The 24,174-nt window shown below is 70.9% G+C and carries 20 protein-coding genes; 14 read left to right on the top strand and 6 right to left on the bottom strand.

Annotation, left to right across the window (positions count from 1 at the left end):
* Window positions 1-18: 18 nt before the first annotated feature.
* Window positions 19-1,038 (bottom strand): acyl-CoA desaturase, encoded by a 1,020-nt coding sequence (locus tag Manayef4_RS04055; RefSeq protein WP_070130667.1) that lies wholly within the window; start codon window positions 1,036-1,038, stop codon window positions 19-21.
* Between the two features lie 702 nt (window positions 1,039-1,740).
* Between Manayef4_RS04055 and glmU the strand changes: the two genes are divergently transcribed.
* The 3 genes from glmU to Manayef4_RS04035 all read left to right on the top strand — a co-directional run bounded on the left by glmU (window position 1,741) and on the right by Manayef4_RS04035 (window position 5,732).
* On the top strand, window positions 1,741-3,351 hold the full coding sequence (gene glmU / locus Manayef4_RS04045; RefSeq protein WP_083282265.1) for a bifunctional UDP-N-acetylglucosamine diphosphorylase/glucosamine-1-phosphate N-acetyltransferase GlmU: 1,611 nt from the start codon (window positions 1,741-1,743) through the stop codon (window positions 3,349-3,351).
* A gap of 269 nt (window positions 3,352-3,620) precedes the next feature.
* Entirely contained in the window at window positions 3,621-4,595 is a 975-nt protein-coding gene (locus Manayef4_RS04040; protein ID WP_070130666.1) for a ribose-phosphate diphosphokinase, read from the top strand.
* A gap of 111 nt (window positions 4,596-4,706) precedes the next feature.
* Window positions 4,707-5,732 carry a tryptophan--tRNA ligase gene (locus Manayef4_RS04035; RefSeq protein WP_070130665.1) on the top strand — a complete coding sequence of 342 codons (1,026 nt, stop codon included), beginning with the start codon at window positions 4,707-4,709 and terminating at the stop codon, window positions 5,730-5,732.
* 80 nt (window positions 5,733-5,812) lie between these two features.
* Here the strand turns inward: Manayef4_RS04035 and rsmA are convergent, their stop codons facing one another.
* Window positions 5,813-6,568: a 16S rRNA (adenine(1518)-N(6)/adenine(1519)-N(6))-dimethyltransferase RsmA gene (rsmA, locus tag Manayef4_RS04030; RefSeq protein ID WP_305773810.1), complete on the bottom strand. Its 756-nt coding sequence runs from the start codon at window positions 6,566-6,568 to the stop codon at window positions 5,813-5,815.
* 116 nt (window positions 6,569-6,684) lie between these two features.
* Window positions 6,685-7,509 carry a TatD family hydrolase gene (locus Manayef4_RS04025; RefSeq protein ID WP_070130664.1) on the bottom strand — a complete coding sequence of 275 codons (825 nt, stop codon included), beginning with the start codon at window positions 7,507-7,509 and terminating at the stop codon, window positions 6,685-6,687.
* A 124-nt stretch (window positions 7,510-7,633) separates the two neighbouring features.
* Between Manayef4_RS04025 and Manayef4_RS04020 the strand changes: the two genes are divergently transcribed.
* Both Manayef4_RS04020 and Manayef4_RS04015 read left to right on the top strand, forming a co-directional pair.
* On the top strand, window positions 7,634-8,794 hold the full coding sequence (locus tag Manayef4_RS04020) for an ABC transporter substrate-binding protein (RefSeq protein WP_070130663.1): 1,161 nt from the start codon (window positions 7,634-7,636) through the stop codon (window positions 8,792-8,794).
* 169 nt (window positions 8,795-8,963) lie between these two features.
* Complete coding sequence (locus Manayef4_RS04015; RefSeq protein ID WP_023840053.1) at window positions 8,964-9,515, top strand: hypothetical protein; 552 nt, start codon at window positions 8,964-8,966, stop codon at window positions 9,513-9,515.
* Window positions 9,516-9,528: 13 nt separating this feature from the next.
* Here the strand turns inward: Manayef4_RS04015 and rsmI are convergent, their stop codons facing one another.
* The gene (gene rsmI, locus Manayef4_RS04010) at window positions 9,529-10,443 is read right to left on the bottom strand and encodes a 16S rRNA (cytidine(1402)-2'-O)-methyltransferase (RefSeq protein WP_070130662.1); all 915 of its coding nucleotides are present in this window, start codon (window positions 10,441-10,443) and stop codon (window positions 9,529-9,531) included.
* A gap of 40 nt (window positions 10,444-10,483) precedes the next feature.
* Here rsmI and Manayef4_RS04005 point away from each other — a divergent pair, with 40 nt between their 5' ends.
* Complete coding sequence (locus tag Manayef4_RS04005) at window positions 10,484-12,193, top strand: phospholipid carrier-dependent glycosyltransferase (protein ID WP_070130661.1); 1,710 nt, start codon at window positions 10,484-10,486, stop codon at window positions 12,191-12,193.
* A 401-nt stretch (window positions 12,194-12,594) separates the two neighbouring features.
* Window positions 12,595-12,792, top strand: a complete 198-nt coding sequence (locus Manayef4_RS04000) for a hypothetical protein (RefSeq protein WP_006541195.1) — start codon at window positions 12,595-12,597, stop codon at window positions 12,790-12,792.
* 41 nt (window positions 12,793-12,833) lie between these two features.
* Here Manayef4_RS04000 and Manayef4_RS03995 read toward each other — a convergent pair whose 3' ends face one another.
* On the bottom strand, window positions 12,834-13,382 hold the full coding sequence (locus tag Manayef4_RS03995; protein WP_175443310.1) for a hypothetical protein: 549 nt from the start codon (window positions 13,380-13,382) through the stop codon (window positions 12,834-12,836).
* Window positions 13,383-13,772: 390 nt separating this feature from the next.
* On the opposite strand from Manayef4_RS03995, the gene Manayef4_RS03990 reads away from it, so the two are divergent.
* The 7 genes from Manayef4_RS03990 (at window position 13,773) to Manayef4_RS03960 (ending at window position 22,745) form a co-directional block, all read left to right on the top strand.
* On the top strand, window positions 13,773-15,557 hold the full coding sequence (locus Manayef4_RS03990; RefSeq protein ID WP_070130659.1) for a glycoside hydrolase family 15 protein: 1,785 nt from the start codon (window positions 13,773-13,775) through the stop codon (window positions 15,555-15,557).
* 213 nt (window positions 15,558-15,770) lie between these two features.
* Entirely contained in the window at window positions 15,771-17,261 is a 1,491-nt protein-coding gene (locus tag Manayef4_RS03985; protein ID WP_070130658.1) for an FHA domain-containing protein, read from the top strand.
* A gap of 40 nt (window positions 17,262-17,301) precedes the next feature.
* On the top strand, window positions 17,302-18,117 hold the full coding sequence (locus tag Manayef4_RS03980; RefSeq protein ID WP_070130657.1) for a DUF305 domain-containing protein: 816 nt from the start codon (window positions 17,302-17,304) through the stop codon (window positions 18,115-18,117).
* A 233-nt stretch (window positions 18,118-18,350) separates the two neighbouring features.
* The gene (locus tag Manayef4_RS03975; RefSeq protein WP_235462833.1) at window positions 18,351-19,808 is read left to right on the top strand and encodes a SulP family inorganic anion transporter; all 1,458 of its coding nucleotides are present in this window, start codon (window positions 18,351-18,353) and stop codon (window positions 19,806-19,808) included.
* Window positions 19,809-19,880: 72 nt separating this feature from the next.
* Window positions 19,881-21,011 (top strand): family 43 glycosylhydrolase, encoded by a 1,131-nt coding sequence (locus tag Manayef4_RS03970; protein WP_070130656.1) that lies wholly within the window; start codon window positions 19,881-19,883, stop codon window positions 21,009-21,011.
* A 162-nt stretch (window positions 21,012-21,173) separates the two neighbouring features.
* Entirely contained in the window at window positions 21,174-21,578 is a 405-nt protein-coding gene (locus Manayef4_RS03965; protein WP_070130655.1) for a VOC family protein, read from the top strand.
* Between the two features lie 288 nt (window positions 21,579-21,866).
* On the top strand, window positions 21,867-22,745 hold the full coding sequence (locus Manayef4_RS03960) for an acyl-CoA thioesterase domain-containing protein (RefSeq protein ID WP_235462826.1): 879 nt from the start codon (window positions 21,867-21,869) through the stop codon (window positions 22,743-22,745).
* Between the two features lie 25 nt (window positions 22,746-22,770).
* Here the strand turns inward: Manayef4_RS03960 and Manayef4_RS03955 are convergent, their stop codons facing one another.
* Window positions 22,771-24,090: an MFS transporter gene (locus Manayef4_RS03955; protein WP_349257422.1), complete on the bottom strand. Its 1,320-nt coding sequence runs from the start codon at window positions 24,088-24,090 to the stop codon at window positions 22,771-22,773.
* Between the last annotated feature and the right edge of the window lie 84 nt (window positions 24,091-24,174).

The raw sequence follows: 24,174 nt of genomic DNA, 5'->3' as shown, positions 1-24,174 counted from the left end.
CCGCCACCCGCCGTCCGGTCAGGCGGTGGCGCGTTTCGCCGCGAGACGCGCCGGGTCCGGCCAGCGGACGTCCCACACCAGGTGAACGGTCTCCATCATCTTGATCAGGTAGAAGCTGGTGTCGATCTGCCAGGGCCGCACCCCGTGCCGGGCCGAGGTCGGCTCGGCGTGATGCAGGTTGTGCMAGGATTCGCCCATCGACAGCAGGGCCAGCGGCCACACGTTGGTCGACCGGTCCCGCGACCGGTAGGGACGCGAGYCGAGGACGTGGCAGATGCTGTTCACCGACCACGTGACGTGGTGCAGCAGCGCGATACGGACCAGCCCGGCCCAGAAGAACGCCTCCAGCGCCGCGGCGAACGAACCCCCCCACAGGCCGCCGATCACGGCGGGCAGCGCGAGGCTGGCGAACGCGCACAGCGCGAACGAGCGGCTGACCTTCATGATGTCGGGATCGTCGAGCAGGTCCGGGGCGAACCGACGCTGGTCGGTCTGCTCGACGTCGAACAGCCAACCCACGTGGGCGTGCCAGAGACCCTTGATCAGCGACCACGTCCCCGGACCGTAACGCCACGGCGAGTGCGGGTCGCCCTCGGTGTCGCTGAAGGCGTGATGACGCCGGTGGTCGGCCACCCAGYGGATGACCGGACCCTCGATCGCCATGTTGYCGGCGACCGCCAACGCGATCCGCACCGGCCTGGACGTCCGGAAGCCGCGGTGGGTGAAGTAACGGTGAAAGCCGATCGTCACGCCGTGGCCGGTGATGCCGTAGAACACCACGGCGAGGACGACGTCCCGCCAGGAGATCCACTGCCCCCACATCGCCGGGATCGCGACCGCCAGGGCGACCAGCGGCACCACGATCGTCACCACCATCACGATCTGCTCGGCGTGGGCCTTCGCCATCGAGCGGGGCCGCGTGGCGTTACCGCGGCTGTTCGCGGGATCAGCCCGGCGGGGAACCGGACCCGTGGTGGGTTCGCGGTTGTCCCGCGGTGCCCGATTATCGCTCGGCGTCACCGTGTCGGTAGCGGTCATTGCCTCGTTCCATCCGTCGCGGCTGGCCCACTGTGCCGGCGCTCCATCCGCCACGGTAGCCCGCCGACATGACAACGTCCCCCCTCCTCCACGTCCGCCACGCAAACAAACCATCCGTCGCCGACCCGACCCGGATCGATCGGCACCGCCGCGCACCACGATCACCGACAGGTCGATGACAAGCCGATGACAAATAATGACATCCAATGACATTTAACGCCATCAGCCGACAGTCGGTGACAGTCAGTGACAGTCAGGCGACGAAGAGATGAACGACAGCCGGCCAAACCCGGTCCGGGACGCCCGCCCGCGCCGGCCGCCCGCGCCGGCCGGCGGGCCGGGTAGCCGGTGGCGGCCCGGCTTTTACCATCCGAGCCACCCCACGATGGTAGAGTTGGCGTGTTTTCTCGCGGTCCGCCGTAGTGTAATCGGCAGCACAGGAGATTTTGGTTCTCTTAGTCCACGTTCGAGTCGTGGCGGCGGAGCACTACCAGGCACCACCAGTAATACCATCGAAAAGAATATTCCGGAAGCACCGCCGCCGCACCATCACCACGGCGGTGGCCAGGCCCACATCATTTCCCGGTCCGGGGCCGGCGTGTTCCCGGGATGGCCGTGGCATCTGYCGGCGCCTTCCGGTCGACGAGTAGTGTGGGCGCCGTCGCCCCACCGCTGTCCAGGTCCGAAGACTCGGGAGATCGCGTGACATCATCACGTCCGGTGGCCGTCATCATCCTGGCAGCGGGCGAAGGCAAGCGCATGCGCTCGACGAGACCGAAGGTGCTGCACCACATCGCTGGGCGCTCCCTTCTCCACCACGTGCTGAGCGCGGCCGGAGCCCTCGCGGCGGCGCGTACCGCGGTCGTCGTGGGCCACGGCCGCGAACAGGTCGCGGCGATGCTGGCGGAGCAGGCTCCCGAGGTCGTCCCGGTCGTCCAGGACCGCCAACACGGCACGGGCCACGCCGTCCGGGTGGCCCTGGCGGCGCTCGGCGAGCTGGCGCCCGGCGACACGGTGGTCGTGCTGCCCGGCGACACCCCGCTGTTGACCAGCGCGACACTCACTGCCCTGGTGGCCCAGCACCATGCCCGGGCGGCCGCGGCGACGGTCCTGTCGGCCGTCATCGACGACGCCACCGGTTACGGCCGGGTGGTGCGCGACGGCGACGGCGCGGTCCGGGCCATCRTCGAGCATCGCGACGCCGACGCCGCCACCGCGACGATCCGAGAGATCAACACCGGCGTGTACGCGTTCGCAGCGGGCCCGCTCCAGACCGCGCTCGCGCGGCTGACCAGGGATAATGCTCAAGGCGAGGAGTACCTCACCGACGTCGTCGGGCTGCTGGTCGCCGCCGGGCAGCCGGTGGCCGCGCGGGTCGTGGACGATCCCGGCGAGGCCGGTGGGGTGAACGACCGCGTCCAGCTCGCCGCCGCCGGACGGGTGCTGCGGGACCGGATCGTCGAGGCGGCGATGCGCGCCGGCACMACCGTCGTCGACCCGCGGACCACCTGGATCGACGCCGACGTCACTCTCGAACCGGACACGACTATCGCCCCCAACACCTTCCTGCACGGCCGGACGCACGTCGCTCGCGGCGCCGTCATCGGCCCCGAATGYACCTTGACGGACACGACGGTAGGCGCGGGCGCGACCGTCCTGCGGACCACGGCCGAGCGGGCCGAGATCGGCGCCGGGGCCGTGGTCGGGCCTTACAGCCATCTCCGACCGGGCACCCGACTGGGCCGCGAAGGCAAGATCGGCTCCTTCGTCGAGACGAAGTCGGCCGATCTCGGGAACCAGACGAAGGTCCCGCATCTGGCGTATGTCGGCGACGCGGTGGTCGGCGAGCGCAGCAACATCGGATGCACGACGGTCTTCGTGAACTACGACGGGGTGGCCAAGCACCGCACGGTGATCGGCTCGGACGTCCGGATCGGCAGCGATACCATGCTCGTTGCTCCGGTCACGGTCGGGGACGGGGCCTACACCGGCGCCGGATCCGTGATCCGGGAGGACGTTCCGCCGGGCGCGCTGGCGGTCCGGGAGGGGCGGCAACGGATCATCGAAGGCTGGGTCTCCCGCCGCCGTCCCGGCAGCCCGGCGGCACGAGCGGCCGCCGCTGCCGGCGTCCAGGCCCCCGGCAGCGCCGGGGATCCCGAGCATCCCGATGAAATGCCGCAACCGTCCGCGGCCGAGGCCGCCGTGCCGATCCCAGCTCATCAGGGTGACGTGGCGCACCGGAGTGAGTTGCCGCATACCGGCGAGGGCGAGGCCGGCATCGCTGGCATTCCCGGCGCGGGGAGCAGAACGTAAAGAGACGTCCGTCCAAACCTTCTGGCCAGCGAGGGGATGCACACCGCCCGACCTGCCCCGCCCGGGTCGGCCGCCCGGGGTCCGCAGGCGGCGATCCGGGCACGTGGGTACCATCCCGCCTGCGCAAACAGGGGCGGGGCCGGGTATGCCCGAGTGTTGAACCGTGCAGCCTCACGGCCGTTCCCCCGGACGGGTCACCCGCCCGGGGGCTGCCCCCGCCAGCCCGATCACGCCAGCCCGATCATCCCGTCACGCCCGAGGAGTACGCGGTGGCCTACCAGACCGAGAACCGGCGCAATCTGATGCTCTTCGCGGGACGTTCGCACCCGGGCCTCACGGCGGAGGTCGCGGCCGCGCTCGACGTCGAGCCCGTCCCCACCCATGCCTACGAATTCGCCAGCGGCGAGATCTTCGTCCGCTTCTCCGAATCGGTTCGGGGCTGCGACGCCTTCGTGCTCCAGTGCCATTCGGCTCCGGTGAACACCTGGCTGATGGAACAGCTGATCATGGTGGACGCGCTGAAGCGGGCCAGCGCCAAACGGATCACCGTCGTCGCGCCCTTCTACCCCTATGCGCGCCAGGACAAGAAGCACCGTGGCCGGGAGCCGATCTCGGCCCGCCTCGTCGCCGATTTGTTCAAGACCGCCGGCGCGCACCGGCTCATGTCGGTCGACCTGCACACCGCCCAGATTCAGGGCTTCTTCGACGGGCCGGTGGACCATCTCTTCGCGTTGCCGCTGCTCACCRACTACATCGAGTCCAAGCTGGACACGTCCGAGGTGACCGTCGTCGCCCCCGACTCGGGCCGGGTCCGCGTGGCCGAGCGGTGGACCGACCGGCTCGGCTGCCCGCTGGCCATCATCCACAAGCGGCGTGACCCGGACGTTCCCAACCAGGTGAAGATGTTCGACGTGGTCGGCGAGGTGCACGGACGGACCTGCGTCATCGTCGACGACATGATCGACACTGCCGGCACGATCACGAAGGCCGCGGAGTCACTCAAGGAGCACGGCGCGGCGGGCGTCATCGCGGCGGCAACCCACGGCGTGCTCTCCGGCCCCGCCGCCGACCGGCTGAAGAACTCGGAGATCAGCGAGGTCRTCCTCACGAACACGCTGCCCCTGCCCAGCGAGGCTCGCATCGACAAGATCACCGAACTGTCCATCGCCCCGCTGCTGGCCGCGGCCATCAAGGCCGTGTTCGAGGACGGGTCGGTGACCGGCCTGTTCGGCGGAGACGCCTGACCGAGGCTCGCATCCCCACCCCGCCGCGAGACAGGCGCGGGCAGGCGAACGGCCGCGGCGAACGACCTGGGGCGTCCCGGCGGCCGCCCCGCGTCCGTAGACTGCCCTGCMATGGCAGCGCAACAGCCGAAGGTGTCTCTCACCGGGATCAAGCCGACGGGCGAGCCGCACCTCGGCAACTACATCGGAGCGATCCGGCCGTCGCTGGAGCTCACCTCGGCCTACGAGTCGATCTACTTCGTCRCCGACTATCACGCCCTGACATCCGTGCGTAGTCGCGAGGAGTTGGCGAGCTATACCCGCTCGGTGGCGGCCACGTGGCTCGTGCTCGGGCTCGACCCGAYGAGCACGATCTTCTACCGCCAGTCCGACGTCCCCGAGATCTTCGAGCTGACCTGGGTGCTGTCCTGCGTCACCGGCAAGGGTCTGATGAACCGGGCCCACGCCTACAAGGCGGCCCGTGACCGCAATGCCGAGGCCGGCGTCCCCGATCTGGACGCCGGCATCAACATGGGCCTGTTCAACTATCCGATTCTGATGGCCGTCGACATTCTCATCATGAATGCCGACGTGGTCCCCGTTGGCCAGGACCAGTCGCAGCATGTGGAATACGCCGCCGACATCGCCGGCTCCTTCAACCATCTGTTCGGCGACGTGTTCAGCCTGAAGATCCCGGAGGTGGTCCTCCCGGCCGGGAGCTCGGCGAAGGTACTGCCCGGCATCGACGGCCGCAAGATGAGCAAGTCATACCGGAACACAATCCCCCTCTTCGCGCCGGAGAAGCAGCTACGGAAACTCGTCCGTGGGATCGTGAGCGACAGCACACCGCTGGCGGACCCGAAGGACCCGGACAGTTCCGCGGCCTTCGTTCTGCTCGAGAACTTCGCGACTCCAGAAACGATCAAGGAGATGCGCGGCCGTCTGGAGCAGGGCGGCACCGGGTGGGGCGAGGTGAAGAACGCCCTGTTCGAGACGCTCAACGACTGGCTGTCACCGCTGCGGGAGCGCTACACCGAGCTCATCGCCCCGGACAGCGAGCTGGACGGCATCCTCGCGGCGGGTGCCGAGCGGGCCCGCGACCGGGCCCGGCCGGTGCTCGCCGGCGTCCGGCGCGCGATCGGGATCTCGCACCTCTGACCTCCCCCGCCGTTGCGCCCTTCCCCGCCGTTGCGCCGGGTGGCTCAGTTGCGCCGGGTGGCCCAGTTGCGCCGGGTGGCTCAGTCGGAGCGGGCGGCGCGGGCAGCGGCCAGCCGGCAGAAGGCCGCGATGTCGAGGGTCTCGCCCCGGGCACCGGGATCGACCTCGGCGGCACGCGCCAAGTCCCCGGCGGCGGCGGGCGATCCGGCCCAGGGCGCCAGGGCCGTACGCAGGGTCTTGCGGCGCTGCGCGAACGCGGCATCGATCGCGGCGAACACGTCCGCCCGCAGCCGCGCCGGACCGGGCAGGGGCCTGCGGGCGAAGGCCACCAGCCCTGAATCAACGTTCGGCTGCGGCCAGAAGACCGGTCTGGGCACCGCGCCGGCCGGCCGGCCGTGCGCGTACCAGGCCAGCTTGACGCTGGGCGCCCCATACACCCGGCTGCCCGGCGGCGCGGTGAGCCGGTCGGCAACCTCCGCCTGGACCATCACCAGCCCACGGCGCAGCGAGGGCAKCCGTTCCAGCAGCCCGAGCAGCAGCGGCACCGCGATGTTGTAGGGCAGGTTCGCGGCGAGCACCCCGGGCGCGGCCACGTCGGCGGGCAGGTCGGCCAGGGTGACCCGCAGACCGTCGGCGGCCACCACGCGCAACCGCTCGGCGACGTCGGCCGGCAGCCGGGCGGCCACGGTCACCGGCAGGGCCGCGGCGAGGGGGCGATCCACCTCGACGGCGACGACGGCCTTCGCCGCCTCGACGAGCCCCAGGGTCATCGACCCGAGTCCTGGCCCGATCTCCAGCACCGTGTCGTCCGGGCCGACGCCGGCGAGCCGCACCAACCGGCGGACGGTGTTCGCGTCAACGAGGAAGTTCTGTCCGCGCCGTTTCGTCGGCCGCAGGCCCAGCTCGTGCGCGAGGGCCCGAAGTTCAGCCGGCGAGAACAGCGCGTCGGTGTCTACCAGGGCCCGAACACCCGCTCCGCGTTCGCGGCGATGTGCGTGCCGAGCTCGGCGACGCCGACGCCGCGGGTCTCGGCCAGCACCCGCAGCGTCAGCGGAATGAGGTACGGGCCGCCGGGCCGGCCCCGCCAGGGGGTCGGGGTGAGGAACGGCGCGTCGGTCTCCACCAGGATGAGATCCGCCGGAGCGACGGCCGCCGCCTCCCGCAGATTGGCGGCATTGGAGAAGGTGACGTTGCCGGCGAACGACATCACGTACCCGGCGTCCGCGCAGATCTTCGCCATCGCCGTGTCCCCGGAGAAGGCGTGGAAGACGACCTTCTCCGGGGCGCCCTCCTCGGCGAGGATACGCAGCGTGTCGTCGTGGGCGTCCCGGTCGTGGATCATCAGCGCCCGGCCGGTCTCCTTGGCGATCGCGATGTGGCGCCGGAAGCTCTCCTGCTGCACGGCATGCGCCTCGGGTGGGGTGCGAAAGTAGTCCAGGCCCGTCTCGCCGACCGCGCGCACGCGATCGGCGCGGGCCAACTCGGCGATGGCGGCGAACGTCTCCTCGGTGACCCCCCGGGCCGCCTCGTTGGGATGAATCGCGACGGCGGCGTAGATCTCCGGATGCGCCGCGGCAACCTCGGCCTGCCATCTGCTGGTGGGCAGGTCGATGCCGACGGTGACGGCCCGCGTGACACCGACCGCCCGGGCCGCCGCGATCGCCGCCGGAACTTCGGTGCCCATCAGGTCGAGATGACAGTGGCTGTCGACCACGGCCACGGGAAGAGGGTCCGGCGGTGGCGGCGGATCAYCCGACCGGCCAGAGTTTCGCGCCACCTCACCCGCCCTCTCGTGCCCGCCCTTCGTTTCCTGAGGTCTGAAGTCTACGACCGCCGCCGGGTGTGCCAGACAACCCGGCATGGGACGCTAATCGGGTGAGCAAGCGCAAGGACCCCACGCGATGACGACACCGTTGACCGTTGCCCTGGTCACCCCGCTGACCGGTCCCGATGCCGCCCAAGGCCTCGCCGGGCTACGAGGGGTCACCCTGTGGGCGCGTGACGAACGCCTCCCACTGCCCTGGGACGAGGTGAGTCTCACCGCCTACGACGCGTATCCCGATTCGGCCGCCGCCATGCGCGCCGCGGTGGCCGCGGGGCCGGACGCCCTGCTCGGACCCTACGGCCACCGGGCGGCACTCGCGGCCTGCGCCTCGACGGACCGGGTGGTCTTCAACACCGGCGCCCCGTCCACGCGCTTCGTCCGGCAGGCGTTCCCGAACGTCGTGAACATCGCCGCGGCCACCTCGACCTGGCCGCGCGGGGTCCTCGCCGCCGTACGGGCGGCCGATCGACGGGCCCGCAAGGTCGTCCTGCTCGCCTCCGGGGACACCGCCGTCGAGATCACATCGGTGACGAAGGCCGCCGCGGTGGCGCAGTCGTTCGAGGTGGCCTCGCACGTCTTCCCCCCGGGCAAGGCCGCCCTCGCCGCGACCCGGCTGCCCCCGGGCGACATCCTCATCGTCCACGCCGGCCCGGACGACGAGCTGGCGGCGGCGAACATCCTGCTGCGCCGGCCGTGGCGGGCGGCCGCTTTCTCCACGGCCGTCAGCGCGCAGGCCACCGCGAGCCTGGGCGACCTGCGCGAGCAGCTGCTGGCGCCGGGCAGCTGGATGCCCGAGAGCACCCAGCCGACCGCGACCGGCCCGACCGCGCGGGAGTTCACCGCCGACTTCACCGCCCTGCACGGCGTCGCGCCGACCGAAACGGCGGCCTGGGCCTACGTCACCGGGTTGATCCTGGGACGGGCCATTCGCTACTGCGGAGGCGTGCAGGATGCCTCCGTGCTCGCCGCCGCCCGGGGCATCGACACGACCACGTTGCTCGGTCGCTTCCGGCTGGACGAGGCGACGGGGCTCCAGGTCGGCCACCAGATCCCGATCGTGCAGTGGCAGGCCGGTGCCTCCCGGACGGTCTGGCCCCGTGAGTCGGCGCGGGCACMGTTCGCCCATCCCCGGCTGTTCACCAGCCGACCGGGGATGGCGTCTCGGACTTCGCCGGGGACGCCCACGCCCACGCAGCCTCGGACGCCTCCGGCCTCACGCACACTCCCCACCACGTGAGTGGCTCTCCGCCGCCAGCGGACCGTCCGGGGCGGGTGAACCGTCCGGAGCGGGTGAACCGTCCGGAGCGGTGGACCACCCGGAGCGGGTGAACGGTGGTTGGTTCGGGTGCCGCCGTGGTACTGAGAAGCTCTACGGYGGCACCTGCGCGGGCCGCGGAGGGGGAAACATGACGGCGGGTCCACTCGGTCGTGTTCCCACGAGGCCGTGGCGCCGCCGGGCCGCGGTGGGCATCCTCGGYGGCCTGACGGTGGCCTTCGCGGTGGCGACGGCCCGGCTGTTCGTCTTTCCGCACCAGGATGCTCCCGCCCCGGTGGACGCGATCGTCATGTTCGCCGGGAGCCCGGGACGGCTCGAACGCGCCGTCGCACTCGCGCGGGCCGGCTACGCACCCGTGCTCGCGGTCTCGGCGCCGACGGAGAAGGACCCGTGCCCCGGGCCCATTCCCGGGGTGGAGGTGATCTGTTTCTCGCCCGATCCGCGGACGACCCAGGGCGAGTCGCGGTGGACCTCCGCGGCGGCGGCACGCCGCGGGTGGCATTCACTCATAGTCGTCGCCTCGACCTCGCAGAGCACGCGCGCCCGGCTGCGCCTCGCCCGTTGCTATGACGGCGAGACGCGGATGCAGGGGGTCCCGCCCCCCCGCCGGGCCTGGCCGTACGTGATCGCCTACGAGTGGGCGGCGCTGGGCAAGGCCCTCGTTCTCCAACGCCACTGCTGACCGCCGACCGTGCTCAGCGCCCGYCAGCCCGGTCCCCGGCCCGGACGGCGAGCTCCGCGGCATAGACCTCGTTGCGGGAGACGCCGTACTCGGCGGCCACGGCCTTGCGCGCGTCCTTCGGGGACATCCCCACCGAGGTTCGTCGGGCTACCTCGGCGACGAGGATCCTGCCGTCGATGATCGGTTCGGCCCCGCTCAGCCCGGCCCCGCCTGGTTCGGCCCCGCTCGGCTCGGCCCGGYCCCGGGCACCGCCGGCGACCACCAGCGTGAACTCCCCCCGGATGACCCGGCCGTCGGTGGCCCAGCCGAGCAGATCGGCGAGGTCGCCGCGGACGATCTCCTCGAAGGTCTTCGTCAGCTCGCGGCAGAGCACCGCCGGCCGGTCGGCGCCGAAGGCCGCGACGAGGTCGCGCAGGCCGGCCACGAGCCGGTGCGGGGACTCCAGGAACACCATCGTCCGCGGCTCGCCGGCCAGGTCGCGAAGGCGTCCACGCCGATCGCCGCCCTTGCGCGGCAGGAAGCCCTCGAAGGTCCAGCGGTCCGTCGGCAGCCCGCTGACGGCCAGGGCCGCGGTGACGGCGGACGGACCGGGAACGACGGTCACGGCCATCCCCGCGGCGGYGGCCGCGGCCACGACCCGGAACCCGGGGTCGGAGACGGCGGGCATCCCGGCGTCGGTGACGAGCGCGACGGTGGCGCCCTGGCGCAGGTAGTCGGTGAGCTGGGCGGCCCGGGCGCCTTCCACCGCGTCGTAGCACGACACGATCCGCCCGGACACCGTCACGCCGAGCGCGTGCGCCAGCCGTAGGACCCGGCGGGTGTCCTCGGCGGCGATCACATCCGCGGTGGCGAGGATCTCGCCGAGCCGAGGGCTGGCGTCCCGGACGTCGCCGATGGGGGCACCGCACAGCACCAGGGTCCCGGACACCCGACCAGTCTGTCAGGAGCCAGGACCTACCCTGATCGGTGTGACGGCGACGACGGCTCACCTGCCCTGGACGGCGACCGGTCGCGGGGACGCGGCGCGGGTGACCGGCCCGGGTTCCGCCGGCCCGGCCGGCGGTCGGGCGCTCTCGGTGCGTGAGCGGCTGTGTCCACCGATGCCGCGGTCGCCGCTCATGGGGTGGCTGGCGACCCTGTCCGTCGCGATCGTCGCCGGGCTGCTGCGTTTTTGGCACCTCACGGAGCCCCGCGGGATCTACTTCGACGAGGTCTACTACACCAAGGACGCCTGGGGCCTGCTGACGGCCGGGTATGAGATCAACTCGACGACCTGTTCCGGTCCGGCCTACGTCGTCCATCCGCCGTTCGGCAAATGGCTGATGGYCGCCTCCGAGGGCCTGTTCGGCTATACCGACTGTGCCGGGGTCCCGCACGGCAGTCCGGAGCTCGGCTGGCGGTTCTCGTCCGCGCTGTTCGGGACGCTCGCCGTCCTGGTCCTCGCCCGCGCCGCCCGACGGATGTTCCGCTCCACGCTCCTGGGCTGCTTCGCCGGTCTGCTCCTCGCCCTCGACGGGCTGGAGTTCGTGCAGAGCCGCATCGGGATCCTCGACATCTTCCTGATGACCGGCGTCGTCGTAGCGCTGGCCTGTCTGCTGCTCGACCGGGACGACGGCCGCCGCCGGCTCGCCGACCGGCTGGAACCGGTTGGTTCCAGCCCCGGCTCAGCACCCCTGGGGGACGAGGCCGCCGGCCCGGACGGCGGTACGGACGCCGGCCCGGACGGCGGCCCGACCACGACGGCTCCGCCCACCCGGGCCGACCGCCTCCTCGACATGTACGGGCCGCGGCTGGGGTTCCGCCCCTGGCGGCTGGCCTGCGGAGCGGCCCTGGGACTGTCCATGGGGGTGAAGTGGAGCGCCCTCTACACGATCATCGGCTTCGCGGCGCTCGCCCTCGCGTGGGACATCGGAGCACGGCGCACCGGCGGAGCCCGCCGACCCGTGCTGGGAGCACTGCGCCGGGACAGCCCGGCCTGGTTCGCCGCGTTCGTACTCGTCCCCATCGTGACCTTCCTCGCCACCTGGACCGGCTGGTTCGTCACCGACGGCGGCTACTACCGCCACTACTACGGCAACGGTTTCGGCGCCGCGTGGCACGGCTGGTGGAAGTACCAGATGGCGGTGCTGAAGTTCCACGAGGGACTCCACGAGGGGCACGCCTTCGCGTCGCATCCGATGAGCTGGCTGGTGATGGCGCGGCCGGTCGCGTACTACTACTCCTCGCCGGCGTACGGGACCTCGGGCTGCCACGATCCGGCCGGCTGCTCCCGGGAGGTCATCGCCCTGGGCAACCCGGCGATCTGGTGGGTCGGCACGGCGGCACTGGTCGCGATGCTCGCCTGGTGGGTCTCCCGGCGGGACTGGCGGGCGGCCCTGGTGCTGGTCGGGTTCGGCTCGGCCTTCGTGCCGTGGCTGCTGTTCCCGAACCGCACGATGTTCTTCTTCTACGCGCTGCCGTCGCTGCCGTTCCTGGTCCTCGCCATCACGGCGCTGGCCGGGCTCGTCCTCGGCCCGCGCGAGGCGTCGGAGACCCGCCGCCTGGTCGGGGCGCTGTCGGTCGGGGTCTACACGATCATCGTCGTGCTGCTCTTCGCGTACTTCTACCCGATCCTGGCCGCCGAGGTGATCCCCTACTCCTCGTGGCGCGCCCGGATGTGGTTCCCGGGCTGGATCTGACAGGACACCACACCAGGCCCACAGCGCCGACCCGTGGACCCCCGACGAGGCCCCACGGCGTCGCCTCAACGTGATCCGACTCACGGCTCCGCACCCCATTCGTGGCATCACCACCGTAGGCGATGCAACCATTACGAATCGGCAAGCTGGAACGGCGACAGCCGCGGCGACAGGGGTTATCGAAGTTGGACGGTCACGAAGAGTCGGACCAGGATGCCACTAGCAGCACCGCCCTGGCCCTTGAACGGGGGGGTCGCGTACAGCTCGAGAAGTCGATCCGAGAGGGTGGGGTGGTCACCATGCCCCGAGGCCGTGCGGCAGTGAGCGCCCAAACGGGCCTYCCTCCGACCTCCAACCACCGGAGACGGGTGTCGGGCGGGCCGAGACTGGGAGGAACCACCATGGCGGATGTGTCGGTACGCTTCGCGATGACCGATGACAGCGAGATCGTGCTGAACCTGTCGCTGACCCAGGCGATCCGGCTCACGGAGGCGATCGCGTCGAAGGTCAGCCAGGCGATGACCGAGCAGCCGCGAGCCGGCATGAACGGCAACGCCTACGGCCCCGGGGTGCGCCCCGGTCCCTACTCGACGTCCTGAGCCATCCGGCACCGAGCCGGGCTTGTCCCCCCGGTGTCGGGCTATCCCCCGGTCAGCTGGGCGATCAGAGCCCGCAGCAGGTCGAGATCCCGGCGGCGCAGCTCGGCGACGGACGACGGATCCGGCCGCGTGGAGGYCAGCGCCGCACGCACCKAGCGCAGCTTGCCGCGCAGGATCTCCACGTCGGCGGGTGTCAGTAGACCGTCGCGCAGGACCAGCACGACGTGGCCACCGTGCTGCACCACGTCCACCGGCTCGACCATCGGCAGCGTGACGACCCGGATACCGACGGGTGCCTCCTGGTCGTAGACGAGGCACAGCTGGTCCTCCGCCATCACCTCCGCGGTGCCGTCGTCCCACAGCACAGTCGCTCGGGCCGTGACGGGGGTCACGCCGCGGGCCGACTCGACCCGCACGGGGTCGGCGTTCCCGGCCGGTTCGCGACGGCCGGCCGGGTGGACGGCGAGTACCGTGCCGCGCCGCGACCAGACCCCGCCACCGAGGTCGTCAACGGGGAAGACCCGGTCACCCCGGGCGAACATCACCAACGCGGCACGACCGTCCTCGGCGATCGGCGGGTGGGCGGCCATGGCGTGATCGTAGGTGGCCACTGTGAGGGCCCGAGCGCCGAGACCCCWCCAGGGCGCATCCGCAACACCCGCACACCCGCGCCGGGAACCACCGTTTCGCACCGGTGAACCGGTGCCAACGATCCTGGTAGCCACCGATGTGGCCGCGAACCACCGCCGGCATCGCACGTTCACCGGCTCGCCGCGGCCACTGTGGCTTATGCCCGGTGATGGTCCCGTGGACTCCGCCACGGGTTACCTTCGCCTGGTTGCCACCGAATCGCGTGGCGACCGGCGGCGGTCGGAGGACGCGGGCGGCTCCTAGYGGGCCGCGGCGACACGGTCCATCCTCCCCCCTGTCCGCAACCCCCACGGCCGACCTCGGCCGGTCACGCTTCGCGGAGCCCACGAATGCCCGACACCGACTATCCGCCCATCGAAGAGCACGCGGTCATCGGCGACCTGCGTACCGTGGCCCTGGTCGCCACGGACGGCACGATCGACTGGTACTGCCCGCAGCGCTTCGACGCGCCGTCGGTTTTCGCGAGTCTGCTGGACGCCGACCGTGGCGGATYGTTCCGTATCCACTGTCCGGACTCCCGGGCCAGGCAGCTCTACCTCCCCGACTCGAACATCCTGATGACCCGTTTCCTCGCCCCCCGCGCGGTCGGTGAGGTCATCGACTTCATGGTCCCGGTGGACAGCGACGTCACCGAGACACCGCACGTCGTGGTCCGCCAGGCCCGAGCGGTGCGTGGAACCGCCACGTTCCGGCTGCGCTGCGACCCCCGGTTCGACTACGGCCGGGCCCCGCACACCGTCACCCTGGTGCCTGGTTCGGGCGCGGTGTTCGAGTCGACCGCCGGCACCCTTGTGCTGCGCAYGGCCCTGCCGCTGCGCGTCGAGGCCACGGCCGTGGTCGCCGAGTTCGAGCTGGCGATGGGCGAGYGTGCCGACATCGTGCTCGAATGGAACTCGACCATCCGCCCATTGATCATCGGCGAGGCGGAGACGTTGTTCACCCGGACGCTGAACTACTKGCAGGCCTGGATCCGGCGCGGGCGCTATCACGGCCGGTGGCGGGAGATGGTGCTACGCAGCGCTCTCGTCCTCAAACTGCTCGTCTACCGGCCCACCGGGGCGCTGGTGGCCGCGCCGACCACCTCGCTACCCGAGGAGCTCGGCGGCGTGCGCAACTGGGACTACCGCTACACCTGGATCCGCGACGCGGCCTTCACGGTGTACGCGCTGATGGCGCTCGGATTCACCGACGAGACCGCGGCGTTCATGGACTGGCTCGAACAGCGATGTCACGAGGCACCCAAGCACTGCGGGCTCTACGTGCTCTACAGCGTGGACGGCAACGCCGACCTGGACGAGCTGGTCCTCGACCAGCTGTCCGGCTATCGCGGCTCGAAGCCGGTGCGCATCGGCAACGCCGCCGCCACGCAGCTCCAGCTCGACATCTACGGCGAGCTGATGGACTCGGTGTACCTGTACAACAAGCAGGTCCCGATCTCCTTCCAGCTCTGGGAGGCGCTGGGCCGCCAGCTCGACTGGCTGGCCAGGCACTGGGACGAACCGGACGAGGRCATCTGGGAGACCCGGGGTGGGCGCCAGCGCTTCACCTACTCGGCCGTGATGACCTGGGTCGCCTTCGAACGGGCCTGCCGGATCTCGCGCCAGCGCGGCCTRCCCGGGCCGACGAACGAATGGAAGGACTACGCCGGGCGGRCCTACCGGTTCGTCCAGAACGAGGCGTGGAACCCCGCCCGCGGCGCCTACATGGAGTTCCCCGGCTCACCACGGATGGACGCATCCCTGCTGTGCATGCCGCTGGTGAAGTTCTCCGGCCCCACCGACCCCCGGTTCCTGTCGACCCTGGAACGGTTCAGCGGGGACCTGGTCAGCGACAGTCTGGTGCGCCGGTACGCCGCGGACGGCAGCGACGGCCTCACGGGTGACGAGGGCACCTTCAACCTGTGCTCGTTCTGGTACGTGGAGGCACTGACCCGGGCCGGTCGGGTCGCCGAGGCCCGGATGGTCTTCGAGAAGATGCTCACCTACGCCAACCATGTGGGGCTCTACGCCGAGGAGATCGGTTCCTCCGGGGAAGCGCTCGGCAACTTCCCGCAGGCGTTCACCCACCTCGCCCTGATCAGTGCCGCGATCCATCTCGACCGCGCGCTGGGGTGACCGACCCGAGGACAGGTGCGCGGTGACCACAGGTACGCGGTGACCACAGGTGCGCGGTGACCACAGGCGGTTTCCGGTGCCGGCGCGGCACGGCAGGATAGGCGGCGAGGACACGCACCGGAGCCGATAGCCTGAAGATCGGCACCGATGTTCGGAATGCGGGATCCTTCAAGGTCGGGATCCTCCGGGGTGCGGGATACGAGGGGCGAGGTCATGGCGGGACTGGACCGTTTCCGGGTGGTCGTGGAATCCGGGCGCGGAGATCGGACGGGAGTGGTCGTCCGGCTGCCCGGCGCACTCATCGTCGCCTGTGCCGGCCGGGCGGAGACGGCCGAGACGACCACCAGGCTGCTGGCGCTGTGCGCCGAGGTCGCTGCCGAGGTGGGCGCCACCGCGTCGACCATGGGTCGCCGGCTGGTGCGTCGGGTCGCGGGGCTGCTGGCCGATGCCGATCCGGATCGGGTGCCCGACTTCAGCCTGCTGACCACGGTCAATGACCGGGTCGCCGCGCTGGTCCACGGGGCGATGGACGTCGTCGCGACGGGCAGCTGCGGAGTGACGCTCTCCGGCGTCGACTCGGCCACGTGGGTCGACCGGCTACTGCCCACCGAGATCAGCCGGATCGACGTCGGCCCCACCGGCCTGGTCGGGCCGACGGGTTTCCCCGGCGGGCTCGGCGATCTCGGTTTCCCGCTTGACCTGYGCATCGGGGCCGTGCCCGGGATCGGGGTGAGTCTGCTGCTCAGCGACACGCCGTCGCTGCCCGCGCCGAAGGCCTCCGCCGAGCAGCTGCTCGCCGGATTCGATCCGGTCCGGGAGCCGATGACCGGCGCCGCGCCCATCCCCACGCCGGGAACCCGCGCCCCCGATCCGATGCCGACCACCCCGCCGGCGCTCGCCCCCCTGCTCAGCAAGGAGGAGGAGGCCCATCGACGCCGCGCCGCCGCCGAACCGACGCAGGCGGCCGACCTCGACGAGCTCGACGAGCTCGACGAAGATCCGCCCACCGAGCTGGCCCAGCGTGACTCGGTCCCGCGTGCCGGGAGCGATCTGGGTGGCAGGCACGGCCACGCCGGGCCCGTCGGCCACCGCGAGGGCCTCTCCGACGGTCTGGGCGACGACCTCACCGACGACGAGCACGACGCCCTGACCCAGCTCCCGGGCCAGAGCTTCACCGTCTCCGACCTCATCGAGGACGACGAGGCACCGACGATGCTGCCGAGCAGCGGCGAGCCTCAGGTCGAGGGTGTGCTGTGCGCCAACGGCCACTTCAACCACCCGCAGGCGCCGTACTGCTCCGAGTGCGGCCTGTCGCTCGCCCAGCAGAACACCCGCACGGTCTGGGGTCCCCGGCCGCCCGTCGGCGTCCTCGTCTTCGACGACGGCCAGACCATGAACGTCGACATGGACCTGGTGATCGGCCGCCAGCCGGACCGCGACGATGCGGTCCGGGCCGGGAAGGCACGGGCGCTGCCGGTCGAGGACGGTGAGAGCGCCGTCTCCMGGGTGCATGCCGTCATCACCCTCAACGGTTGGGACGCGGTCATCACCGACCAGGGTTCGGCGAACGGCACCTACATCGCCCCGCCGGAGGCGACCGTGTGGACGCCGCTGAGCCCGCACCAGCCGGCTCCCCTGATCCCCGGCACCCGCGTGCAGGTGGGCAAGCGGACGTTCGTCTTCAACTCCCACCTGCACGTTTGACCACCTGCCCGGGCAACCCACCCGCCCAGCCGAGGGGATCATGACGACGACGGACGACAACCGGCCAGCCGGCAACGACCCGCCGGCCAGCGATGGCGATGCGGCGCGCGGGAGTGACGCGCGGCCGCGGCGCCGCTGGGCCCGAAGCCGGCTGTGGTGGACGCCGATGGTGCTCGCCGTGCTGGCCGGCCTGCTGGCGGCCGGCGCGGCGCTGGGCAACCTCGCCAGCCGGTCACCGGACGAGGGGTCGGTCGATGTCGGCYTCGCCCGGGACATGTCCGAGCATCACGCCCAGGCCGTGCAGATGGCCATGATCGAGTTCAGTCACGGCGGTGACCAGGACACCCGCAGCGTGGCCCAGGACATCGCGCTGACCCAGCAACGCGAGATCGGCATCATGTCCTCATGGCTGTCCGGATGGGGGCGGCCCCAGTCCACCTCCGGGACACCGATGCGGTGGATGCGGGACTCCCGCACCGTCAACGGCGCCTCGGGCGGGCATGACGGTCATGCCGGGCCTGGCGCCGCCATGCCCGGCATGGACCTGCCGGGCCTGGCCGGGGGTGCGGCGCAGGACGCGTCCAGCGACCCGCGGGACACCGCGCGCATGCCGGGCATGGCGACCCCCGCCGAACTGCAACGGCTGGCCTCGATCCGGGGCCATGACCTCGACGTCCTCTTCCTTACCCTGATGGTGCACCACCATCAGGGGGGGCTGGCCATGGCCCAGTACGCGGCGATGCACGCCGGTGAGGACCGGGTACGGGCGATGGCCAGGGCGATGGTGCTCGCCCAGTCAATGGAGATCGACCAGATGCAGCGCGATCTGGTACGCCTCGGCGCGCCTCGGGCCTGACCGGCGAACCCACCTACTGTCACGACGAAACCGGCTTTGTATAGTCGGGTGGGACTAACCGGACTCGGGGAAGGCAGCCCCCTCGTCGCAGGGCAGGGGAGGCCGCCGCCGTGCCTGATGTAACCGCCCGAGAGGCCGCCGACGCCGGGGGCTCCGTTCGCCGGACGGCCCCCAGCGGCCCCTGGTACTCCCGCCGCCGCACCGGCCGCTGGCCGGGAGTTCGTCACATCCGGGTGGAACTGCTCGCCGGCCTGGTGACCGCGCTCGCGCTGATCCCGGAGACGATCTCCTTCTCCGTGGTGGCGGGGGTCGATCCGAAGGTCGGTCTGTTCGCGTCGTTCACCATCTCGGTGGTCATCGCGTTCACCGGCGGACGCCCGGCGATGATCTCGGCGGCGGCAGGCTCCATGGCCCTCGTCGCCGCCCCCCTGGTCCGCGATCACGGCCTGAACTACCTGCTGGCGACGACCATCGGGGTGGGCCTGCTGATGTTTGTGCTCGGCCGGCTCGGGGTGGCACGGTTGATGCGGTTCGTCCCGCAGAGCGCGATGATCGGCTTCGTCAACGCGCTGGCCATCCTCATCTTCACCGCGCAGATGCCGCACGTGATCGGCAAGTCGTGGCAGGTCTACGCCCTCGTCGCCGCGGGCCTCGCTATCCTGCTGGCTCTCCCCCGCCTGACCAGAGCGGTCCCGCCGCCGCTCGTGGCGGTGGCGGTCCTCACCCTCGTCACCGCCGGTTTCGACATCTCCGTCCCTACCGTCGGCGACGAGGGCCGGCTGCCGAGCTCACTGCCCGTCCCCGGTGTGCCCGACGTGCCGCTGACCTGGGAGACACTGCGGATCATCGCCCCGTACGTGGTGGCGCTCACCGCCGTCGGCTTGGTGGAGACGCTGCTGACCGCGCAGATCGTGGACCGGTTGACCGACACCACGCATGACCCGAACCGCGAATCCTGGGGCCTGGGTGTCGCCAACATCGTCAACGGGTTCTTCGGCGGGATGGGCGGCTGCGCCATGATCGGCCAGACGATGGTGAACGTCAACTCGGGCGGGCGGGGCCGGCTGTCGACCTTCGCCGCCGGCGGTTTCCTGCTCATGCTGGTCGTCCCGCTGCGCGACCTCGTGCGGGTCATCCCGATGTCGGCGCTGGTCGCGGTGATGATCCTGGTGTCGGTCATGACCTTCGAGTGGCGCAGCATCCAGCCCTCGACGCTGCGCCGGATGCCCCGCGGCGAGACCGCGGTCATGGTGGCGACCGTCGCCGTCGTGGTGCCCACCCACAACCTCGCCTACGGCGTCGGGGTGGGCGTCATGCTGGCCGCGTTGCTGTTCACCCGCCGGGCCGCGAACCTGGCGCTGGTGACCAGCGTGCTCGACCCGGAGGGCCGGGAGAGGATCTACGTCGTCCAGGGCACGCTGTTCTTCGCATCGACCAGTGATCTGGTGAACGCCTTCGACTACGCGTGCGACCCCGAACGGGTGGTCATCGACCTCTCGGAGGCCCACCTTCTCGACTCGGCGGCGGTCACCGCCCTCGACGACGTGCGCGCGAAGTACCGCGAACGCGGCACGCAGGTGAACCTGGTCGGGGTGAACGCCCGCAGTGCCGCTCTGCTGCACAAGCTGTCCGCCGAGCCGGCGCAGGTGGAACCGGCACCGACCGAACCGGCACCGACCCGCGTCCGGTGAGGTCGAGCTGACCGCGAATACACTCTGCCATTAGATGCTTACTCAGATACTTGCCCTGAGGATGGTGGCGGGATGGCCGGAGAGAAGGGCGCCGGGCTCGCTCAGGGTCTGATCGACTTCGTCCGGCGCCAGCCCGCCGTGGTCGTCATCATCATCGTCCTAGGCGGGTTGTACCTTGCCAGGTCCGGTCCGGGCCCGGGTTCCCGGGCCGTCCTCGTCCCCGGGATCGAGTTCTCAGCCCCGTCCCTGATCACCCGCAACCGGACAACCTATGCCTTCGGTGTGGACCCGGACTCCCCCGGCACCGTTGACGTGCTCTCCAGCCGGGACCGCCGGAGCTGGACGATCGAGCCGGCCGCGCTGCGCGCCCTGCCGCCCTGGGCCGACCCCGCGGGCGGCCTCGGCCCGGCTGCCGTCGGCGCCTTCGGCCACGGGTTCRTCATGTACTACGCGACGGCCGTGCGTGGCCTCGGCGTCCGCTGTATCTCCGCGGCGACCGCCGACTCCGCCGACGGTCCGTTCGTCGACACCTCCCTCGCGCCCTTCATCTGCCAGACCGCGGACGGCGGCAGCTCGGATCCGAGTCCCTTCGTTGACGAAGCCGGACGCGCCTACCTGGCCTGGGCAAGCCCCGGTGCGGGCGGYGGCTCGGACCGGAACCACGGCGCGCCGCCCACCCTGTGGGCGGCGCGGCTGCGGTCCGACGGACTCGTGCTCACCGGCGAACCCGCCGTCATGCTCCGCCCGAGCCTGTCCTGGCAGCAGGGGCGGATCTCGGCACCATCGATGATCTCAGCCCGCGGGCGTCACCATCTGCTCTATTCGGCCGCGTCGTCGCTCGGTGGACGGCAGGTGGTGGCGACCGCGTCGTGCAAAGGGCCGCTCGGGCCCTGCCTGCCGGCGGGCGAACCGATGCTGACCGGGGGAAAGGTCGGCTTCGGACCGAGCGGGGCCCATGCCTTCACCGACGCGCGGGACCGCTGGTGGGTGGGGCTGCACAGCTRGGACTCCCGACCCGACGGCGTCTACCTGCCGATCGGTCGGTTCGTCGTCGCTCCGCTCGACGTCACCCGGGACGCGGTGACGCTGCACGTCGATTCCCTCGTCCGGGGACGGGTGCTTGATCCGGATGAGCGTGACCCGCCCCACGAGCGCCGCCGGCAGCACGAGGATCGGGTAGACGGCGAGGACCGGATGGGATAACCAGGTGGTGGGCCGGCTCCCCGTCGTCTTCGCGGACTACGACATTCCGAATCCGGGCATTCCCGGCATCTCCACCGAGGACCACGAGGCCATGGAGATGCYGACAGAGCGACTCGCGAACAAAGCGCCTTACAGACCAAGCGACTTACGGAGAAGTTCCATATGCCAGTCGAACTGAATCATACTATTGTGCATGCCCGGAATAACCGGGAATCGGCCGAGTTTCTGGCGGATRTCCTGGATCTCGAGGTCGGCGCCGCGTGGGGGCCGTTCATCCCAGTCGTCACCGCAAACGGTGTCACCTTGGACTTCGCCACCGCCCCGGTTGGGTCGATCACTGCGCAGCACTACGCGTTCCTGATCTCCGAGGAGGAGTTCGACGCGGCGTTCGAGCGGATCCAACGGGCCKGGATCACCTACTATGCGGATCCGCAGCGCAAGCACCCGGGCGAGATCAATCATAATGACGGCGGACGCGGGTTGTACTTCCTGGACCCGGCCGGTCACGGCATGGAGATCATCACCCGTCCCTACGGGGGATTCGAAGCAGATTCCAGAGCAGTCTGAGATCGGGAACAGTCCGAAATCGGCGAGCAGACCGATAAGGAGCACCTTTTATCGGTCATATGGGCTCGATGGAACGTGGCGTGCGCCACTGCGGCCAGCGGTCAGCGGCGAACAGGTCGATATTTGCCGCGAGGCTCCGCGCCGGGCGGAGTCATGATCCACGTGTGGCAGTTCGCCAGAGAGTGCAGCGACCGGTCGCGGTCCCCCGACCTGGACGTCCAGCGCGGGCGTCCAGCGCGGGCGTCCGCGGCATCCGCACCTGGCGAGCGTCCACGGGAAGGGTGCGCTGTGGGTACACAATCCGCGGAGACAACGGACGCACGAGCCGGCGAGGCCCCCAAGCAACGGGCAAGCACGCAGGATCAGGTCGATGCGGTGCCGGCGCCCGGCCAGTGCACTCTGAGTGAACTACTGGCAGTTCTCGACCTCGGCGGGGATGTTCCGCCGGTGCCGGCCCGATGCCTGCCCAGCACACACGGCGGCGTCCTCGGGGCGCAGCTGCTCGGCCAGCAGATCGTTCTCGCCGAGCGCATGACCCCCAACAAGATCACGCACAGCCTGCAAACGGTGTTCATGCGCCCCGGCGACTGCCGCCAACCGGTCTGGATCGACGTCGAGCGGCTGGCCCACGGGCGGTCGATCGACTCCCTGGCCCTGACCTTCCGGCAGGACTCGTTGCAGATCTGCCGGGCGGACGTGATGCTCCGTTCCCCGGAGCCGGACTTCCTGCGCCTGCGCTCCACCGAGTCCGACTTCCTCGGCCCGCAGCACGCCAGCCCCCTTGACCGTCCGATGATGCCCTGGGAAGTTCGGGTGCTTCCCCGAGCGGACACCCATCAGCTGGACCAATGGCAGCGCATCCCCGAGGCGCCGGAGGACCGGTCCCTGTGGAGGGCGTTCATCGCGCACAGCTGCGAGTTGCTGCCGCTGTCCGACCTGCTGGCCGTCACCGGCCTGACCCCCACCAAGCGCCTGGCAGTCGCTGTCCTATCGCAGAATGTGACCTTCTACGACGACCTGGACGTCCGGGACTGGCATCTGTTCCGGGTGCGTACCCTGCACGCGGGCCACGGCCGGGCGATCGGTCGCGTCGAGGTCTTCGGCCCGGACGGGGAGCTACGCGCGGGCAGTGAGCTCGTCGGGCTGCTGCGCGGATCCGCGATCTGATGTCCGCACGGCTGATAGAAATGGATCAGATCTCCGCGAGTGCCTGGTCCTCGTCATCCGAGGCCCCGGACGCGGTCTTCTCCGTCGCGCCGAGGGGCGGCTCCGGCTCGGGCCRCCGGACACGGGGCAGCAGCAGCGCGGCCAGGATCCCGACCGCGAGGACGCAGCCGCCGATGAACAGCCCGAGGGAGTAGCCGGAGGCCAGCGCGTCAAGCCGCGCGGCCCCGTGCCTGAGGCGGCCGTCGGTATGCCTGGTCGCGATCGTCGACACCGCGGCGAGGCCGATCGCCGCGCCGATCTGGCGGCTGGTGTTGATCAGACCCGACGCGAGGCCCGCCAGGCGCATCGGCACGCCCGCCGTGGCCGCAGCGACCATCGCGACCATGATAGACCCCACCCCCAGCCCGACGATCAGGACCGGGCCGAACACGTGCACCCAGTACGAGCCGTCCCGGGTGATCGTCGACATCCAGAGCAGACCCGCCGTTCCGCTCACGAGACCGAACACGATGATCGGCCGCGGACCGAGCCGCCCGATCATCCGGGTGACAATCCGCGAGGCAACGATGATCATGAGCGGCATCGGGAGCATGGCCACCCCGGCGCGCAGCGGGCTGTAACCCTGAACCTGCTGGAGGAAGAGGGTAAGGAAAAAGAAGATCGTGAACATAGCGGCGCCGAGGAAGGCTGCGACCGAGTTCGCCGCGGCGAGCCCGGGGTAGCGGAAGACGCTCAGCGGCACCAGCGGGGCGGGGGTCGTGACCTCGACGGCCACGAACGCGGCAAGAAGCACTACCGCCCCGGCCAGCATCCCGAGTGTGACCGGGGACGTCCAGGAGGAACTCTCGGTGCGGACGATGACGTAGACCGACAGCACCAGACCCCCGGTAACGGTCACCGTGCCGGGAATGTCGAGATCACGCAGCCGGCTCAGTTGGCCCCGCGACTCGACGAGCACGAGCCGGGCGGCCACGAGGAGCGCCACGCCGATCGGCACGTTGACGAACAGCACCCACCGCCAGTTCGCGACCTCGGTCAGCGCACCGCCGACGATCGCGCCAAGCGCCCCGCCGCTGGCCGCGGTGGCGCCCCACGCGCCCAACGCCCGGGTCCGCTCCCGCCCCTCGGCGAAGGAGGTCATCAACAGGGTCAGCGTCGCCGGGGCGAGCACGGCCCCRCCCAGCCCCTGCACGGCCCGGGCGACGATGAGCTGCGCCTCGGTCCGCGCAAAACCACCGCCGAGGCTCGCCAGGGTGAACAGCGCCAGCCCGGCCACGAACACCCGGCGGCGACCGAACAGATCCGCCGCCCGGCCGCCGAAGAGCAGCAGACCCGCGAACGCGATCGTATAGGTGTTTAAAACGTCGTAGCATCATGGTATGGAATTTCCGCCGTTGAGCCCCTTGCCCCAATGGCCCGATGCCGACCC

Source organism: Frankia sp. CgMI4 (assembly GCF_001756285.1).
GTDB lineage: Bacteria > Actinomycetota > Actinomycetes > Frankiales > Frankiaceae > Frankia > Frankia casuarinae.
Note: the sequence above shows the minus strand (reverse complement) of the source record. Positions and strands in the feature narration are given on the sequence as shown.